The organism is Erythrobacter sp. AP23, from assembly GCF_001542855.1.
Taxonomy (GTDB): domain Bacteria; phylum Pseudomonadota; class Alphaproteobacteria; order Sphingomonadales; family Sphingomonadaceae; genus Qipengyuania.
In genome coordinates, this window is record NZ_LNBY01000018.1 from 220,852 (window position 1) to 237,318 (window position 16,467).

Sequence of the window (16,467 nt, forward strand, 5' to 3'; positions counted from 1 at the left end):
CAAACCTTCGTTGGATCGGCACACTATCCGATGGGATTGGTGTCTGCAAGGGACTAAAAGAGTATACGATTTATTGACTGCACGAGATGTCTCCCTTAAGGATGACTGAAGGCCGATCAGGCCTGAGATGTAGAAGGAATAGTTCTTATGGACAGCCAGATCGCCGAGCCGGATGCCGCGGCGAGGATCGCGTCAATTCCGATCGAGGAAATCGACGTGGCCCGGCCAAGCCTGTTTCAGAACGATACCATCGGTCTATTTTTTGACAGGTTGCGCGCCGAAGAACCTGTCCACTACTGCCGCGAGAGCTATGTCGGCCCTTACTGGTCCATTACCAAGTTCGACGACATCATGGCGGTGGACACCAATCATAAGGTCTTCTCTTCGGAAGCGAAGCTAGGCGGAATTGCAATCCAGGACATGCATTCGGTGGAAGGCGCGCTCGAACTTGAAATGTTCATAGCGATGGACCCGCCCAAGCACGATCAGCAGCGCAAGGCGGTGACTCCGGCAGTGGCTCCGTCCAACCTGCAACTGCTCGAGCCGATCATCCGCAAGCGCGCGGGAGAGATTCTCGATGAACTCCCGATTGGCGAAGATTTCGACTGGGTGGATAAGGTTGCGATCGAGTTGACGACGATGACGCTGGCAACCTTGTTTGATTTCCCTTGGGAGGAGCGGCGCAAGCTGACGCGCTGGTCCGATGTAGCAACTGCGGCACCTGAAACCGGGATCGTCGAATCCTACGAGGCGCGGCGCGAAGAACTCATCGGTTGCGCGATGTATTTCAAGACTCTGTGGGACGAACGGATAAACGAGGAGCCGAAGAACGACCTCATCTCGATGATGGCTCATTCTCCCGCCACGCGCGACATGCCGTTCCTCGAGTTTCTCGGCAATCTTATGCTGCTGATCGTCGGTGGAAACGACACAACACGCAATTCCATCAGCGGCGGCGTGCTCGCCTTGAACCAAAGCCCGGACGAGTACGCGAAACTCGACGCGGATCCTTCGCTCATTAGCAAAATGGTTCCGGAAATCATCCGTTGGCAGACCCCCCTCACTCATATGCGCCGCACCGCGCTGGAAGATTGGGAGATCGGCGGCAAACAGATCAAGAAGGGCGACAAGGTGGTGATGTGGTACCTGTCAGGCAACCGCGACGAGAGTGCTATCGAGCGCGCGGACCAGTTCATCATCGACCGCAAAAATCCGCGCCATCACCTCTCATTCGGCTATGGCATTCACCGCTGCATGGGAAACCGGCTCGCGGAACTGCAGCTGCGGATCATCTGGGAAGAAATTCACAAGCGCTTTTCCCGGGTCGAGGTTACGGGTGAACCAGAGCGTCTTTTTTCAAACCTCGTCCGCGGAATCACCAGGCTGCCGGTGCGGCTCCGCGCCCGCTGACTCTCGAGATCGAAATGCGGAGTTCAAGATGATCAAAATTACGTTCGTGGCTAGCGATGGTGAGCGACGGGAGGTCGAAATAGAAGAAGGCGAGACAGCCAGGGAAGCGGCGCTATACAATGACGTGCCGGGTATCGATGGCGATTGCGGAGGGGTATGTGCTTGCGCGACCTGTCATGTGCATGTCGATCCCGAATGGATCGACAAGGTGGGTCGGCTTATGCATGATGGAATGGAGGCCGACCTCTTGCAGTTCGCCGAAGGCACCACTGAATACAGTCGCCTTGCCTGTCAGATTCCGATGAAGCCGATGCTGGATGGATTGGTTCTTCACCTACCCGAACAACAATACTGACGGAGGGATCCTCGTCCCCGTAGCCTACATTCTTATCTGTCTTTCCTTGATTCTTCGAGAAAACACCCATGGCCACACAAATCGAGCCCGCAACCCAGACCGACGAAGACGCCTTCCGCGCGGAAGTGCAGCAGTTTCTGGCGGACAATTTTCCCGCCGAACTCAAGGGCCAGTCGAACGCGCTGGCCGGCGTGGACGGCCCCACCAATGAAACGCCGGCGCAGACCAAGTGGCGCGAAGCCGTGGGCGCGCGCGGCTGGGGCACCCCCACCTGGCCGAAGGAATACGGCGGCGGCGGCCTCACCAAGGCGCAGGCCAAGATCATCGACCAGGAATTCGCCAAGGCGGGTGCCTACAACCCGATCGGCGGCATGGGCGTCATGATGTTCGGCCCGACGCTGCTCGAATACGGCAACGAGGCACAGAAGCAGGAGCATATTCCGCCGATCTGCCGCGGCGAAATCCGCTGGTGCCAGGGCTATTCGGAACCCAATGCCGGCTCTGACCTCGCGAACCTCCAGACCTTTGCCGAGGACAAGGGCGACCACTACCTTGTCAACGGCCAGAAGACCTGGACCAGCGGCGGCCAATGGGCCGACAAGTGCTTTGCAATTGTACGAACCGACAAGAGCGACAAGCACAAGGGCATCAGCTTCATGCTGATCGACATGGACACGCCCGGCGTCGAAGTCCGCCCGATCACCATGATCAGCGGGACCAGCCCGTTCTGCGAAACCTTTTTCACCGACGTGAAGGTCCCGAAGGAAAACCTCGTCGGCGAGGAAGGCCAGGGCTGGACCATCGGCAAGCGCCTTCTGCAGCACGAGCGCACCAACATCTCGGGCGGCGGCAGCCTCGCCCGACTCATGGGCCAGAGCCTTGGCGATATCGCCAAGAAGTACCAGCCGACGGGCGCCGACGGCGAACTCGCCGATGCGGTGCTGCGCGACAAGATCGCTGATTTCGAAATCCGCTGGAACAGCTTCCTGCTCACCGCGCGCCGCGCGATGGAAGAGAGCAAGGCAGCTGGCGGCGTCTCCGAAATCAGCTCTGTGCTCAAGAAGCTCGGCACCAAGCTGAGCCAGGAACGCAGCGAATTGCTGATCGAAATCCGCGGGTTGCAGGGCCTCGGCTGGGAAGGCGACGGCTTTTCGGACGGCGAGCTCGGGGCCGTGCGCGCGTGGCTCTTCGGAAAGGCCACGACGATCTATGGCGGCTCGACCGAAATCCAGAACAACATCATTGCCAAGCGCGTGCTCGGCATGCTCGACCACCAGTAAGAGAGGGGAGCAAGGACAATGGCCGTTCTCAACGAAGAACAGGAAATGCTGCGCGACATGGCGCGCGATTGGGCCGTCAACGAAAGCCCGGTCACCGAATTCCGCAAGGTCCGCGCCAGCGGCGAGCCCGAAGCCTTCAACCGCGACGCCTATGCGACGATGGCGCAGATGGGCTGGGCCGGGGTCATCATCCCCGAAGAGCATGGCGGGTCGGACTTCGGCTTCCTGTCCGCGGGCCTCGTCGTCGAGGAACTCGGCAAGACGCTCACCGCCAGCCCGCTGGTGATGAACACCGTCGCCGCCTCGGCGATCGTTCTTGGCGGCAGCGACGAGCAGAAGGCCAGGTGGCTGCCCAGGCTGGCGAGCGGCGAGGCCATCGCCACCCTCGCCGTCGACGAAGGGCCGAGCCACGATCCTGCGAAGATCGAGACCAGTGTGTCCGACGGCAAGCTGAGCGGCACCAAGGCCTTCGTCCATGAAGCGCATGGTGCGGACCTGTTCGTCGTCGCGGCGAAGGACGGGCTTTACCTGGTCGAGAAAGGCGACGGCGTCGCGCTCACCACCCGCAAGCTGACCGACCAGCGCAGCCATGCCGACGTCACCTTCGACGGCGCGGCGGCGGAGAAGCTCGCCAATGGCGGCGACAACCTGCTCGATGACGTGCTCGACCGCGCGCGCGTGCTCACCGCAGCCGAAATGCTCGGCATGGCGCAGCAAGTGTTCGACGACACGCTCGACTATCTGAAGCAGCGCGTGCAGTTCAACCAGGTGCTGGCGAGCTTCCAGGCGCTGCAACACCGCATGGCGGACCTCTTCGCCGATCTCGCCCAGATGCGCAGCGCGGTCGAGGCGGGCCTGCAAGCCGTCGATGCCGGCTTCGGCGTGGCGCGCGCGGCGACCATCGCCAAGGCGGAAGCCAACCGCGTTATGCACACCATGGCAAACGAGGGCATCCAGCTGCACGGCGGGATCGGCATGACCGATGAGTACGACGTCGGCTTCTATCTCAAGCGCGCCCGCGTGCTGGAGCAGAGCTTCGGTTCGTCGAGCTGGTTAAAGGACCGATTTTCCAAGCTTTCTGGCTACTAGAAACCTGCATGTAGTGACCTGCATGGCATTTTTGCCACATGCTTGTCGACAATGTGAAATAATCCGTCAATTCATCTACCAAGTCTTGAAATGAAACGCGCTTATCGGCATCGTTTCTAACATCGACTAGTGCCTAGGATGGGGCACATTCTTAGAGGAGAGGCACATGAAAAGATTTCCATCACGCCACCATTGCGCCCTTGGTGCATTGGCAGCGGCACTTGCCTTCACACCGACAGCCGCCTTCGCCCAGGATGTTGGCGAACCCGATGCGGATCTGGTTGAAGGGGCCGATGTCGAAGACCAAAACGTAATCATTGTTACCGCGCAAGGGCGATCGCAGGTCTTGGCGGATGTTCCAGTCGCCGTGTCAGCTGTTTCCGGAGAAACCCTCCAGAATTCGGGCGCCAGCGACATACGTGAGCTGAACCAGGTTGCACCGTCCCTGCTGGTGTCTTCCACCGGCAACGAAGCTAACGGTTCCGCGCGTATTCGCGGTATCGGCACGGTCGGCGACAACCCTGGTCTGGAAAGTTCGGTCGCGGTTTTTGTCGATGGAGTCTATCGCTCTCGTTCGGGAAGCGCCCTGAGTGAGCTCGGCCCTATCGACAGGGTCGAAATCCTTCGCGGTCCCCAAGGTACTCTGGGCGGGCGGAACTCATCGGCAGGCCTGATCAATATCTACACCGCACCGCCCGAGTTCGATTTCAGCGCATACGGGGCCTTCACTTATGGCAACTATGATGCGATCCGCGTCGAAGGTGGCATAAACGCTCCGCTTGGCGACACCGTAGCTGCGCGTGTGGACGGCGTGTATTTTGAGCGCGACGGCTTCTACAACGATATTACCAACGGCGGGACGATCAACAATCGCGATCGTTATCTGGTCCGCGGTCAGCTCCTGTTCGAACCCAATGACGACCTGTCCATTCGCCTTGTCGGGGATTATTCCAAAAAGGACGAAGCGTGCTGTGCCGCGACGTTCGTCCAGCCCGAGTTTGCTCCGCTTGCACGGATCAGCGCTGGATTTGATCCCTTTACGAGGCCATCGGATGGGGCCGCCCTGACGAGTACCGCAAATCCGATCGTTCCCGTGTTGCTTGCGCTTGGGCAGGATCCGCGTGCCCTCACCCAGGATACATTCAACCGCGACCTGTACCCTACGCCGGGCAGAAGCTATGAAGGCGAAACCGAAGACTACGGTATTTCGGCTGAGATCAATTGGGATTTCGGGAACGTCACGTTGACGTCTATCACGGGCTACCGTGAATATGCCAACAGCCAGGGATCTGACACCGATTACACTACTGTCGATATTCTCTACCGCGCTCCGACCGAGAATGCTCTTGCTCGAGACTTTGAAACATTCACTCAGGAACTGCGCCTTACCGGTGAGGCCTTCGATGGCAAACTCGATTGGTTGATCGGCGCGTATTACGCCAATGAAGAACTGCAGGTGCGTGACAATCTGCGGTTCGGCACCCAGTACGGCAATTTCGTAGCGTGCCGCATCGCTATCGCGATCAACCCGGCTTTGGTCAATCCGGGGGCTTCCAATTGCCTGGGTGCCAACGTGGCGGCATTGGACGGTACGCTGACCGGAAGCCCGGCATTCGGCGCTGCAACCCCGGCGATCCTCGCAGGTATCAACAACCTTGCAAGCATCAGCGATTTGGGAACGGTCAGCGAGGTCTACAATCAGACGAGTGAGAACTTCGCGTTCTTCACGCATAATATCTTTGCGATCACGGATACGCTCGATTTGACGCTGGGGCTTCGTTATACAAACGAAACCAAGGACTTCGACGCAACTTTCCGCAACGACAACACGGTTTGTCCGACAAACCGCAATCTGCTCGGAGGCTTTCTGGGTGTTCCGACTTTGGCACCTCTGGCCGGTGGTATCATCAGCCTTTCCTGCCAAGGCAATTCGACATCGGAGCTCGATGGAGTTTCTCTCGAAGACTCGCGCGAAGAAGAGGAGTTTACCGGCACGGCTATCCTGAGCTGGAAGCCAACTCCCGATCTGCTAGTCTACGGTTCGTATTCACGCGGCTACAAGGCGGGCGGTTTCAACCTCGACAGGTCTGCACTGTCAAATCCGCTTGCGTTCGATCCGGCCAATATCTCGGCAGCCGCGCTGCAGTTCGATGAAGAAACAGTCGATGCATATGAGATCGGCCTCAAATACTCGACACGCGAGTTCGGGGTTAGCATTGCAGGCTTCCGGCAAGAGTTCAGTAACTTCCAGTTGAACACGTTCAATGGGGCGTTCTACATTGTGCAGACGGTCAATAGTTGCGATAGCGATCTCGGCGGGGCCGACAGAGACGCAAGCGCGACAACCGGTGCATGCTCTTCCGATGAAGTTGCACCAGGTGTGATCGCTCAAGGTGTCGAGATCGAAACCTATCTACGGCCCGCTCGTGATTTGGATATTACCCTTGGCGTCACCTATTCTGATACGAGCTTTGAAGACAATCTTATCGGGGACGATACCGGGGCACCGCTCGACCCCGCACTACGCTTGCTGCCAGGCGACAACCTGTCGAATGCACCAGAGATCGTGGCAACATCGTCGCTTACGTGGACGCCGCCAATCGGCGACAGTGGGCTCGAAGGCCTGGTCTTCGTGAACGCTCGTATGGCTGGTGATTACAACACCGGCTCCGACCTGCTCTTCGGCAAGGAACAGGACAGCTTCGTCGTAGTGAACGGGCGTGTGGGTCTGACCAATATTGCGGATCGCTTCGCGATCGAGGGATGGGTCAATAATTTGTTTGACGTTGGGTATACGCAGGTGGCCTTCAACACGCCTTTCGTGGCTCCGCAACAAACGTTCTCCGCTTTTCTTGCGGAACCGCGGACTTACGGCATCACCGTGCGCGGCAAGTTTTAAACTTACTCGCTAATTGCAAGAGGGTTCGGCGCTTCGCTGTGTCGAGCCCTCTTTTTCGAACTTTTATTTGCTCACGACTAGGTGGCGTCCGAACAAAAGTTCCGTGTGCTCAATATCGTCGATGATGTGATAGGGAGAGGCCGGCAGCGGTGTTCGCTGCATGAATCCCTCTTCGCTGGGCTACCAGCCGCCGGCCCCACAAACAATCTTGCCTCGTCCTGCCATGCTGCCTTACGCTGCGCTCCAGGCCGCCCAGCAGGGCGACCCCAACCGCCGGAACTCTAACTTAACCGGTGGACCACCCTGATGGGGCAGATCAGGTGGAAGACTACAACCGAGAGAGACCGCCCTCATCCCTTGGCTACGCGACATCGGCGGCGTTCGCCGCCGAACTAGATAAGCAATGGCCTGCTTCGCCACGCCCTACGGGCTCCGCTGCGCAGCCCATTGCTTCAACCGCGCTCATACGCATCAACGCAGCTCGGCTCTAATCCCGGCTGGGGGGAAGATCAGGGGGTCACGTCACTCATTGGAAGGCGGCTATCGCGACGCAATTCGCTCTGAAAGTCGTGGGACTATTTTGCAGGTCTTCGAGGAACAGACCTGCTAATTTTCGCCCTGCAGTTAGTTCCATTAGGATAACGCTGTTAGCATACGTAGGCACCGCGGCCGCTAGCCAAAAGGTTGCCAGTAGGACCGTATACACGTGTTTCAGCGACCGAGATATTTTTACCGATCTTGATTATTTTGCCCGATGCTACGAGTGGTCCCGAGGTTGCCGGGCGGTGGTAGTCGACCCTCAGATCGGCGGTCGCCTTGGCCCCTGTACCTTGCGACAATAAGGTGTAGAGCCCGGTTAAATCGATCAGAGAGGCGAGCACGCCGCCATGCGCTGAACCGATTGCCGGGTTTGACACGATCTCGTCGCGCCAAGGCATCTCCAGTTCAAGCTGCTCGTTCGAGCATGACCGTAAAGTGAGGCCAAGCCACCGGTGAAACGGGGCAATCTGCAGGATCTCTTCGAGGCGCTTAGGATCGATCCTTGTCAGATTATCGGTCATGTAACGGCTCCCTGCGGACTGTGATTACGCTTGAGAAAATCGAGTATCGCTGCCGAAAAGGCATCGTTGGCATCGCCAACCACCATATGTGTTGCCTCTGCGATGTCGGTGTATTCAGCGTGTGGAACAAGTTCGAGCAATTGCGCGACCGCGTCTTCGGAAACCAGATCGCTCGATCCGCCGCGAATAATATGCAATGGCAGCGAAAGCCTGCTGGCTGCATCGTTCAGCGCATCAAACTGGCGTTCCTGATGAGCCGGATCGCTTCGCTTGGCTAGTGTGATGTTGCGGATAAAGGCCGGATCCCAATGCCAGTAGTAGCGGCCGTCTTCCTTCTCTCGCAGATAGCGCCGTAAGCCCTTGCCGGCTCCGCGCTTGCGGCGATGTGGCATGTAGCGCGCGATGACCTCTGCCGCTTCGTCCGGTGAAGAGAAACCGGTCTCCACGTGCTCCTCCATAAAGCCGACTACGCGCATAACGCCCCCCGTCTCCATACGCGGCGCGATGTCGACGAGAGTGAGCGACGCGAAGCGGCCCGGCGCAAGGTGTCCTTCGGCGATCAGTCCGGCCAACCCGCCAAGGGAGGCCCCGACGAGCGCTGGCTTGCGGTCCATTTTTGAAGCGATCGCAACGAGATCTGAAGCGAAGTCGCGCGTTTCGTAAGCGCCCTCGGCAGACCATTCGCTGTCGCCATGACCGCGCATATCAATTGCGATCGGACGAAATCCCGCATTGGCGAGATCGGCTGTGACACGTTTCCATGCGTGACGGGTCTGGCCGCCCCCATGCGCGAGCAAGACCGGTAAAGCATCGGCATTTCCGGTCGCTTCGGCTGCTATGGAGATGCCACCATCTCCCCCGATATGGAAAGTTTGCGACTGCATACCGCAACCTCATATTGTAAATCGATTTACAGTAAACGGCTTTATTTCCTGATCCGCTATGGTAGGTTGCCCTAGATGGCTGCCATGACGGGCTATGACGCGGATACAAAGGGGGGCAAGTTCCCTCACCGATACCGATCGGCTGTTCTTTCTTATGGAGGAAGTGACCCGGCGTTTGCGCAGGACCGCCGATTCTTCGGTTGAACAATTCGGGCTCACGCGGACGCAATGGAGTATATTGGCTTATCTTTCGGAGCCCAGGCATGACCCAGACAGAGCTGGCTCGGGAACTGAAGCTAGAGCGCGCTAGCATCGGCCAGACTATTGATCGCCTGGAAGAACTTGAGCTGGTGGAAAGACGCAGGCGCGAAGAACGACAGGCGCGTTTGGCGGGTTCATTTACGCCCTGCCGCAATCGAGCTACTTCCCAAGATGCGAGTAGAAGCTGATGCAATGTATGCTCGCTTGCTCGGGGGGATCCGTTTTGGGGAACTGGAGCGCTTACGCGGATCGCTGGCTAGGATGCATGACAATCTGGGCAGCGAGCCATAATCACTCGAAATCGAGCCCATGCCCCGCGTTCACGCCCGCGTTTGCCCTTCAGGGGGTCTGATGCTCAGATGAGGGACGCCGAGCGCATGCGATCATAACATCCCGGCAGTCGTGGCAGGCGAGGTGGCCGGAGCCCCCGCACTCACCCAGCGCCGTTCGGTTCCTTATCAGCTTGAGCGACCATCGGATTCAGTTTCTGCTGTAGCGTGAAATCAGCGAGTGTTTGCATGGCGGCACTGCTAGCGAATATGGTTGACGCTGAGCTTGAACACGCCAGGCATGCGCGAGCCTTCCAAGATAGCGCTATGGATAAGCATATGCCGAAAGATGAGATACGTGATTACGCCCCCAACGAAAAGGATGACATCCTTTATTTGCTAGAAGAGGTGAACAGGACCGCTCGGCGGACCTTCGACGCTCTGATCGTGGGGCTCGACCTCAATCAAACACAATGGCGGATCATCGCGTCCTTGTTGCGAGAACCTACGCTAACACAGACCGAGATTTCTCGCCTGCTCGAGCTTGAATCGGCGACGATAGGACAGGCTGTCGCAGTTTTGGTTGAAAAAGGTTTGATCGAGCGAGAGCGGGCGGCGCACGATCGAAGGGTTTGGAACCTCCACCTCACCGAGCAAGTAAGAACCATCTGGCCGGAACTGCGCGAAGCGGCTGATCGACTCCACGAAATTCTCTGGAAGGGAATGTCTGCGCCTCAAATCGACCTCCTGCGTACGATGCTTCGAAAAGTTGCGGAGAATCAGAAGCAGGCTGACACTTGCGAAGAAAGCCGATGAAGCATGATCTGGAAAACAGTGTCGGTGAACTGACGCGGCTAGCAGAACTCGGTCAGATTTTCGCCCGGCACGGTCTGAAAAATCTCGGAAGCTTGCTTGGCTTTATGCCGGTTTCGGAGAATGAGCCAGATACCGAGGACTTGCGTCCTGCATCGGTGGTGGCGCTGTTGCGCGATGTCGGCCCTGTCGGAATAAAGCTTGGCCAGCTCCTGGCGACCAGAAGCGATCTGTTTACACAACCCTGGATTTCCGCGTTCGGCACTCTCCACGACCAGGTGGAACCGCTGCCGTTCGATAAGATCGAACCGGTGATTGTATCGGCTTGGGGCAGCGACTGGGAACGTGAATTCGCCGCTTTCGAGAGAAACCCGATCGCCTCAGCCTCTATCGCGCAGACTTATGTCGCAACCCTGCTGGACGGAAGCGAGACTATCGTGAAAATCCGCCGACCCGGCATGGCGTCCAGGATCGAGGCGGACATGAGGCTGTTGACACGGCTCGCGGGCCTCGCCGAGCGTCGGTCAAGCGACATTGCTCGCTATCGACCCGTGGAATTCCTTCAGACATTCGCCAAGAATTTAGCGCGGGAGATGGACCTGGCGGCAGAAGCACGTGCCTGTGAAAGGATTGGCGGTTATCTGGAGATGCTTGGGGTGAAGACGCCCGCGATCCACTGGGAACTCACAGGCTTGACGATCAATGTGCAGGAAGCCCTGGGCGGAAAGCCCGCGTCGCGGCACCCGGCAACTGATCCGGCAGGGAATGCCCAGTTCGCGAAGCGCTATGCCGATGCAGTGCTACGGATGATCCTTCTCAATGGAGAGTTTCATGGCGACCCGCATCCCGGCAACGTCTTCTGGATGGAAGGGAACCAGGTAGGCTTCATCGATTTCGGCTCGGTCGGCTTTCTCAGCGGCGCGCGGCGTCAGGAAATCGTCCGACTGATTTTCGCTATCGCGAACGGACAGATAGACAAGGTGGCCGATCTGCTGCTCGACTGGGCAGGCAATCCACTCGTGGATCGCGCGCAATTGGTGATGGACCTGGATGAGCTGATCGCGGAATTTAGCGGCACAGCTCTTGCCGGGATAGAATTCGCGGCAATTTTCGATCGGGTTTTCGGATTGTTGCGCGATTATCGCCTCGTATTGCCGCCCGACCTCGCTATTTTGCTGCGCACCCTGCTGACCGCAGAGGGCTTCGTTCGCTCTTTGGCGCCGGACTACAATATCGCCGAAGAAACGAAGCCGATCGTGATGCAATTGTTTGCCGAGCGATTTTCGATCGGAGCCGCGCGGGATCATTTGGCCAAGGTCCGCAGTGGCCTGCTTGATTTCTCGGCATCGCTGCCCGAGCTAATCGATAACGTTGCCTCGGTCGCTCGATCAGGTACGATTCAGGTATCCATCGACCCAGCCAGTCTGAACCATCTGACGCGGGAAGAGGACCGCAGCACCCCCGTCAAGGGTCCGGTGGTGGCAGCGTTGATCATCTCTGCCGCATTGCTGGCCGACCAATCGTTGTTACTGGCAGGAATTGTTCTGGCTTTCGCGGGAATAGCACTCATTCCTAGATGGAACTGATAAGACCACACACAATGAACGCTTAGACCACGGCCGCCCGGCACCGATATTGGCTACATCAAGGGAGAAGAGTGGAAATGACCGAACAGAAACCTGCCGAAGCGGTGCCTGCCGCCACCATGCTGCTGACCTGCCCCATCAGGGTGGTCCACCGGTTAAGTTAGAGTTCCGGCGGTTGGGGTCGCCCTGCTGGGCGGCCTGGAGCGCAGCGTAAGGCAGCATGGCAGGACGAGGCAAGATCGTTTGTGGGGCCGGCGGCTGGTAGCCCAGCGAAGAGTGTGGCCGGACGGTGTTGTAGTGGATACGCCAGCGCTCGATCAGGATGATTGCCTCCTTCAGAGTGTAGAAGATCTCCCCGTTGAGAAGCTCATCCCTGAGCTTGCCGTTGAAGGATTCGTTGTAGCCATTCTCCCATGGTGATCCGGGTTCGATGTAGAGAGTCTTCACACCAATCCGCCAGAGCCAGTCGCGCACGGCATGAGAAGTGAACTCAGCGCCATTATCGCTACGGATGTGATCAGGCGGACCATGGCGTTGGAACAGCTCGGTCAGCACGGCCAGGACATCATCGCTCTTGAGCTTGCGCTGGACATGGATCGCCAGGCACTGGCGGCTGTACTCGTCGATCACGGTAAGCATGCGGAAGGCCTTGCCGTCATGGGTGCGATCCATGACGAAGTCGTAGCTCCACACATGGCCACTATATTGCGGACGCAGCCTCACGCATGATCCATCGTTGAACCACAGACGCCCGCGCTTTGGCTGTCTCTGCGGAACCTTGAGCCCTTCACGGCGCCAGATCCGCTCGACCCGCTTGGCGTTCACCAACCAACTTTCATTGCGCAGCAGCGCCGTGATCCGGCGATAGCCGTAGCGACCATATTGCTGGGCCAGCCGGATGATTGCAGCTGTCAGCGGCTTCTCGTCGGCTGGTGGTGCGGGCAGCTTGCGCTGGGTCGAGCGGTGCTGGGCAACGACCCGGCAGGCACGGCGCTGGCAGATATCCAATGCCTCCTGCACATGGTCGATGGCCAGCCGACGCCGTGAAGGGCTCAGTACTTTCCCTCGACAACCTCCTTCAGGATCAGCGCATCGAGCGTAAGATCAGACACCGCCTTCCTGAGCCGCTGGTTCTCCTTCTTGAGATCCTTCAATCGCCGAGCCTGGCTGACCTTCAGCCCACCGTACTCGCGTCGCCAGCGATAGTAACTCTGCTCCGAAATCCCCAGCGATCGGCTGATCTCCCCGATCTTCTCTCCGTGCGAGAGCCGAACTTCGGCCTCACGCAGTATCCCGATAATCTGTTCCGGCGTGTATCTCTTCCGTGCCATTCATCAGCCCCTTTCAAGCCGTAAATAGCCGAAATCCTAACTCTCAAAACGGACCACTTTTCGGGGGGAAGGTCACCTCTGGCCGATGGGAAGGACGCTGACAGGCTGGAAACCGCAGTTGGGCGGTTGGGGCTTGATCGAACTTAGAAACGCGCAATCGGTCGATCCGTTTTCCCTGGCCTCAGATGAACTCATTGAGGTTACCGACTGGGAACTACTTGATTTTGCAGTTCAAGTTGTCAAGCAATGGCTCCAAAGGAAGGGTTTCGAGATCATGTCCACTCACTCAAATCCCAACGTCGATCCGAACATCTGATTTGTCGGAGACAATGGACCCGAGTGGGTAATCGTACGAGCAGCGCGATATCCAGAAAAGGTGGCTCAGATCCCGAGCAACGTAGAGGCCATCGCTAAGCAATGCGAAGCTCTCAGTCACTTGGGGAATTTCGCATCTTTTGGCTTTGCGTTGGCGGAAAACGTTGAAAGGCCCATCTGGCGGGGACACGCTGCCGATGTCCAATTCGAAGGCATTAAGCCGATCTGATCCGGAAGCTCTCATTGCTCCACGCAGGTGTGCGATCTCTTGAAGAATCATGCGGCCATATTCGTGCTCGGCGGTCGCTTTTGGGGTGTAATATAGCCGCCGCTCTGCGCCAAAACACCAGACGTCCAGACCGGTAACGGCGTGGGCTGTAGACTGGAGTTCGTTCGACCTGAGGCCGGTCGGATTACGACTTCTTACCAGTCGTCGAAACTTTGAATTTTGCTCAGATTGGAAACCTCATTCAAGTGCGTTTCCAAGTGATGGCGTTCCTCATCCCAAACCGCAAACAGATGTTCTGCGCCAGAATTCTCAATGTTGTTTAATTCGAAATCGTACACATCGAGAAACAATTGCTCGTAGTACTTAAAGAGACGATTCTCCATGCTGGTGAATGTCACGTATAGCTGGGCATTCTTCGGCCATTTTTTTGACGTGGCTATCAACGCGAAGCTCAGCAAACCCTTTCCCGACATACACGCATAACATCGTGTAATTGCCATGGTCGTCGCAGGCGTCATAGTCTACCCACAGGTGATAGAGGCCTGTCTGACCACGGAGGAATTTAAGATAGAGCTTGTACGTTATGTTCCCAATACGAAGTTCGTCGTCGACCGGCAGTTCCGCACAAAATGCGCTCTCGTTCACCAACTCATGGGCAGAAATTGGCTGGCTTAGTTCTAAGAGCGCTATTTGATCGAACGCATCGTACTCTTGATTTTGACACGGGAAATCTTGTTCGATGCACTTTGTCATGATCGGCTCGACCTACTCAATATTGTATGTTCCTTAATAGGCGCCGGTGGCTTCCGAAATCAGCTCGGTTCTTGCAGCGACGAGCGCTCCCAATACTCGAGGGTATCGGGCCGACTGCTTCGATCCGGCGACCGCGCAAAGGATGCCTTTGACTGCCCCTGTCGATGGCACGTCCGCCTCCAACCAGTCAGCTCCAGACCAATAAGCGGTCACTTCAGGCGGTCCGAAATCCAGGCCTCCACTTCGTCTTCTGCCCATGCGACCGCATATCCACCCAGCTGCACGGGCTTCGGAAACTTGCCCTCGGCCATCCAGCGATAGATTGTCGAACGGCCAAGCCCGACGCGATGCTGAACTTCGGGCAGGCGAATGAGCCGCGTCACCCGCCGGGTTTCGGTCGCTCCTTTGTCTATCTCTTCACCCACGATGGCCTCCCTCGGCACCGGCAAAGACATCGCCAAGCAGCGCATCCTTGCGTTCGAGCTCGTCGATGTGGTCGGAGAGCAAGCGGGCGACGCGGTGCGCGGTCCCCTTGGCCCAGCGCGGCTTCACATCGTGAACCTGGTTGCCCAAGACACGCTCGAGCGCTGAAGGCAGTTCGCCGGAAAAGTCCTCGAAGAATTGCGCGAGGTCCGATTGCAGCCACGCAATCGCGTGATCGCCGCCGCTGACGAGGAACAGGAGCAGGTGTGCGTGCGGCGCGACGCCGCTCGCGGCAAGAATGCGCAAGGCTTCGCCGAGGCTGGCCGAGCGTTCGCCCGCAAGAACACGGCGCAGGGCATCCTTATGGATCTGCGCGTCGCGAGCGATGTCGCAGCGGGCACGGCCGCTGGCTTCGACGGCGGCCAAAAGCAGCCGGGCGAGGTCGGCGCGAACCTGTTGTTCGGCAAAGAGCGCCATGTTGGTCATCGACGAATCCTTATCTCCAGAGTGATCGACTCTCCGGCTAACCGCGAAGGAAGCCTGTAGGAAAACAAAAAGAACATTTAGAGAACATAGAGGAAGGAACGATCAGCTTCCTCCGACGATTCGCGCGAATTTCGGTCGCCTGCGCGCATATCGCGGCTCTCTTCGCTCAGATGCCGGCACAGTCAGCGCTGTTGCGCGATCAGCCTGCGCGAATCCCGTGCATCGCACCTCCCGATGTCGCTTTTTGCTTGGTCGAAAGCCCCAAAATCCAATTCCCGATTTCCTACAGCCCGGCTCCGGGGAGAGGAAAGAACATACAGCGAACGCATCGCTGGCTGATGTTCAATCCTCGGAGTTTCCATCCATGACCACCAAGACTGCCCTTCCGGTCCAGCAGCGCTCGCCCAACGGGGCTCGCGGCCGCGACTACATTCTTCCCGCCTGCGTGGCGCTGGCCTGCGCCGGTGCCGCCTTTGCCGGCGCCGACACCACCTTCGATCCCGCGTTGACCAAGTTCACCGACTTCCTCGAAGGTTCGGGCGGCAAGATCATCACTGTGCTCAGCCTTGCGGGCGGCCTGATCGGTCTCGCCTCCGGGCGTTTCTCGCTCGGCCAGGTCGCGGTGCCGGTCGGCGTCGGCATCGGTGTCGGCACCGGCGTTCCGATCGTCACCTCGGTCGTGACCGCGGTCATCTGATCAGCGGATCCGGTCACGACAGGAGGGCGGCATGGCCGACAGGTACCTCGTTCCACGGCGGCTCGACGACCCGGAGCTCATCGGCTTCTGGACCATCGACGAGTTTGCAGGGATCCTTATTCCCTTCGCCTGGGGCATTCTCTCGCAGCATATCTTCATCGGTATCGGCCTGGCCGCCGGGGCCTGGCTTGCCTTGCGGAAGGCAAAGGCACGCGGCGCCGGTTCGGCACTGGTGCATGCTGCGTACTGGTACCTGCCCGGGAGCTTTCTCGGGTTGAAGGCCACGCCGCCCTCCCACTGCCGCCTGTTGGCGGGCTGAGGGAGGC

17 protein-coding genes and 1 pseudogene are annotated in these 16,467 nt (G+C 58.3%); 12 read left to right on the top strand and 6 right to left on the bottom strand.

What is annotated here, in order from left to right:
* Nucleotides 1-147: 147 nt before the first annotated feature.
* The 6 genes and pseudogenes from ASS64_RS14020 to ASS64_RS16470 all read left to right on the top strand — a co-directional run.
* Nucleotides 148-1,410, top strand: a complete 1,263-nt coding sequence (locus ASS64_RS14020; RefSeq protein ID WP_006834190.1) for a cytochrome P450 — start codon at nt 148-150, stop codon at nt 1,408-1,410.
* A gap of 28 nt (nt 1,411-1,438) precedes the next feature.
* Complete coding sequence (locus tag ASS64_RS14025; RefSeq protein WP_006834191.1) at nt 1,439-1,765, top strand: 2Fe-2S iron-sulfur cluster-binding protein; 327 nt, start codon at nt 1,439-1,441, stop codon at nt 1,763-1,765.
* 68 nt (nt 1,766-1,833) lie between these two features.
* Nucleotides 1,834-3,045 (top strand): acyl-CoA dehydrogenase family protein, encoded by a 1,212-nt coding sequence (locus tag ASS64_RS14030; protein WP_006834192.1) that lies wholly within the window; start codon nt 1,834-1,836, stop codon nt 3,043-3,045.
* Nucleotides 3,046-3,063: 18 nt separating this feature from the next.
* Nucleotides 3,064-4,134, top strand: a complete 1,071-nt coding sequence (locus ASS64_RS14035) for an acyl-CoA dehydrogenase family protein (protein WP_067463589.1) — start codon at nt 3,064-3,066, stop codon at nt 4,132-4,134.
* 166 nt (nt 4,135-4,300) lie between these two features.
* Nucleotides 4,301-7,033, top strand: a complete 2,733-nt coding sequence (locus tag ASS64_RS14040; RefSeq protein WP_034922553.1) for a TonB-dependent receptor — start codon at nt 4,301-4,303, stop codon at nt 7,031-7,033.
* Nucleotides 7,034-7,353: 320 nt separating this feature from the next.
* Nucleotides 7,354-7,524: pseudogene (locus tag ASS64_RS16470) on the top strand (IS3 family transposase); the annotation flags it as partial.
* A gap of 156 nt (nt 7,525-7,680) precedes the next feature.
* On the opposite strand, the gene ASS64_RS14045 reads toward ASS64_RS16470, so the two are convergent.
* Both ASS64_RS14045 and ASS64_RS14050 read right to left on the bottom strand, forming a co-directional pair.
* Nucleotides 7,681-8,094, bottom strand: a complete 414-nt coding sequence (locus ASS64_RS14045) for a hotdog fold thioesterase (protein WP_006834195.1) — start codon at nt 8,092-8,094, stop codon at nt 7,681-7,683.
* Complete coding sequence (locus ASS64_RS14050) at nt 8,091-8,978, bottom strand: alpha/beta fold hydrolase (RefSeq protein ID WP_011415890.1); 888 nt, start codon at nt 8,976-8,978, stop codon at nt 8,091-8,093. Before ASS64_RS14050 ends, ASS64_RS14045 begins: the two co-directional genes overlap by 4 nt.
* 263 nt (nt 8,979-9,241) lie before the next feature.
* Here ASS64_RS14050 and ASS64_RS16985 point away from each other — a divergent pair, with 263 nt between their 5' ends.
* The 3 genes from ASS64_RS16985 (at nt 9,242) to ASS64_RS14060 (ending at nt 11,907) form a co-directional block, all read left to right on the top strand.
* Nucleotides 9,242-9,427 carry a MarR family transcriptional regulator gene (locus ASS64_RS16985; protein ID WP_228135198.1) on the top strand — a complete coding sequence of 62 codons (186 nt, stop codon included), beginning with the start codon at nt 9,242-9,244 and terminating at the stop codon, nt 9,425-9,427.
* A gap of 330 nt (nt 9,428-9,757) precedes the next feature.
* Nucleotides 9,758-10,324: a MarR family winged helix-turn-helix transcriptional regulator gene (locus tag ASS64_RS14055; RefSeq protein WP_006834198.1), complete on the top strand. Its 567-nt coding sequence runs from the start codon at nt 9,758-9,760 to the stop codon at nt 10,322-10,324.
* Complete coding sequence (locus ASS64_RS14060) at nt 10,321-11,907, top strand: AarF/ABC1/UbiB kinase family protein (RefSeq protein WP_006834199.1); 1,587 nt, start codon at nt 10,321-10,323, stop codon at nt 11,905-11,907. The genes ASS64_RS14055 and ASS64_RS14060 overlap by 4 nt, the downstream gene beginning before the upstream one ends.
* Nucleotides 11,908-12,045: 138 nt before the next feature.
* Here the strand turns inward: ASS64_RS14060 and ASS64_RS14065 are convergent.
* Nucleotides 12,046-13,238, bottom strand: a protein-coding gene (locus tag ASS64_RS14065; protein WP_369765956.1) for an IS3 family transposase whose coding sequence is annotated in 2 segments (ribosomal slippage) — nt 12,046-12,989 and nt 12,989-13,238 — 1,194 coding nt in all. Because the reading frame shifts where the segments join, the coding sequence is not laid out codon by codon here.
* A gap of 85 nt (nt 13,239-13,323) precedes the next feature.
* Here ASS64_RS14065 and ASS64_RS14075 point away from each other — a divergent pair.
* Nucleotides 13,324-13,554, top strand: a complete 231-nt coding sequence (locus tag ASS64_RS14075; protein WP_067695809.1) for a hypothetical protein — start codon at nt 13,324-13,326, stop codon at nt 13,552-13,554.
* A 591-nt stretch (nt 13,555-14,145) separates the two neighbouring features.
* Here the strand turns inward: ASS64_RS14075 and ASS64_RS16870 are convergent.
* From ASS64_RS16870 to ASS64_RS14090, 3 genes are all read right to left on the bottom strand, one after another.
* On the bottom strand, nt 14,146-14,535 hold the full coding sequence (locus ASS64_RS16870) for a hypothetical protein (RefSeq protein ID WP_196793211.1): 390 nt from the start codon (nt 14,533-14,535) through the stop codon (nt 14,146-14,148).
* 209 nt (nt 14,536-14,744) lie between these two features.
* Nucleotides 14,745-14,960, bottom strand: coding sequence for an AlpA family transcriptional regulator (locus ASS64_RS14085; RefSeq protein ID WP_006834205.1), 216 nt, complete (start codon nt 14,958-14,960; stop codon nt 14,745-14,747).
* Complete coding sequence (locus tag ASS64_RS14090; RefSeq protein WP_006834206.1) at nt 14,953-15,444, bottom strand: hypothetical protein; 492 nt, start codon at nt 15,442-15,444, stop codon at nt 14,953-14,955. The genes ASS64_RS14085 and ASS64_RS14090 overlap by 8 nt, the downstream gene beginning before the upstream one ends.
* Before the next feature lie 364 nt (nt 15,445-15,808).
* Here ASS64_RS14090 and ASS64_RS14095 point away from each other — a divergent pair, with 364 nt between their 5' ends.
* Both ASS64_RS14095 and traL read left to right on the top strand, forming a co-directional pair.
* Nucleotides 15,809-16,141, top strand: a complete 333-nt coding sequence (locus ASS64_RS14095; RefSeq protein ID WP_006834207.1) for a hypothetical protein — start codon at nt 15,809-15,811, stop codon at nt 16,139-16,141.
* Nucleotides 16,142-16,172: 31 nt separating this feature from the next.
* Nucleotides 16,173-16,460 carry a type IV conjugative transfer system protein TraL gene (gene traL, locus ASS64_RS14100; protein ID WP_006834208.1) on the top strand — a complete coding sequence of 96 codons (288 nt, stop codon included), beginning with the start codon at nt 16,173-16,175 and terminating at the stop codon, nt 16,458-16,460.
* The last annotated feature ends 7 nt before the right edge of the window (nt 16,461-16,467 follow it).

What these genes read in the sequence shown, in the direction of transcription:
- ASS64_RS14020 (WP_006834190.1), top strand. Translation starts at nt 148, where the DNA reads ATGGACAGCCAGATCGCCGAGCCGGATGCCGCGGCGAGGATCGCGTCA.
- ASS64_RS14025 (WP_006834191.1), top strand. Translation starts at nt 1,439, where the DNA reads ATGATCAAAATTACGTTCGTGGCTAGCGATGGTGAGCGACGGGAGGTC.
- ASS64_RS14030 (WP_006834192.1), top strand. Translation starts at nt 1,834, where the DNA reads ATGGCCACACAAATCGAGCCCGCAACCCAGACCGACGAAGACGCCTTC.
- ASS64_RS14035 (WP_067463589.1), top strand. Translation starts at nt 3,064, where the DNA reads ATGGCCGTTCTCAACGAAGAACAGGAAATGCTGCGCGACATGGCGCGC.
- ASS64_RS14040 (WP_034922553.1), top strand. Translation starts at nt 4,301, where the DNA reads ATGAAAAGATTTCCATCACGCCACCATTGCGCCCTTGGTGCATTGGCA.
- ASS64_RS14045 (WP_006834195.1), bottom strand. Translation starts at nt 8,094, where the DNA reads ATGACCGATAATCTGACAAGGATCGATCCTAAGCGCCTCGAAGAGATC.
- ASS64_RS14050 (WP_011415890.1), bottom strand. Translation starts at nt 8,978, where the DNA reads ATGCAGTCGCAAACTTTCCATATCGGGGGAGATGGTGGCATCTCCATA.
- ASS64_RS16985 (WP_228135198.1), top strand. Translation starts at nt 9,242, where the DNA reads ATGACCCAGACAGAGCTGGCTCGGGAACTGAAGCTAGAGCGCGCTAGC.
- ASS64_RS14055 (WP_006834198.1), top strand. Translation starts at nt 9,758, where the DNA reads ATGGCGGCACTGCTAGCGAATATGGTTGACGCTGAGCTTGAACACGCC.
- ASS64_RS14060 (WP_006834199.1), top strand. Translation starts at nt 10,321, where the DNA reads ATGAAGCATGATCTGGAAAACAGTGTCGGTGAACTGACGCGGCTAGCA.
- ASS64_RS14075 (WP_067695809.1), top strand. Translation starts at nt 13,324, where the DNA reads ATGGGAAGGACGCTGACAGGCTGGAAACCGCAGTTGGGCGGTTGGGGC.
- ASS64_RS16870 (WP_196793211.1), bottom strand. Translation starts at nt 14,535, where the DNA reads ATGACAAAGTGCATCGAACAAGATTTCCCGTGTCAAAATCAAGAGTAC.
- ASS64_RS14090 (WP_006834206.1), bottom strand. Translation starts at nt 15,444, where the DNA reads ATGACCAACATGGCGCTCTTTGCCGAACAACAGGTTCGCGCCGACCTC.
- ASS64_RS14095 (WP_006834207.1), top strand. Translation starts at nt 15,809, where the DNA reads ATGACCACCAAGACTGCCCTTCCGGTCCAGCAGCGCTCGCCCAACGGG.
- traL (WP_006834208.1), top strand. Translation starts at nt 16,173, where the DNA reads ATGGCCGACAGGTACCTCGTTCCACGGCGGCTCGACGACCCGGAGCTC.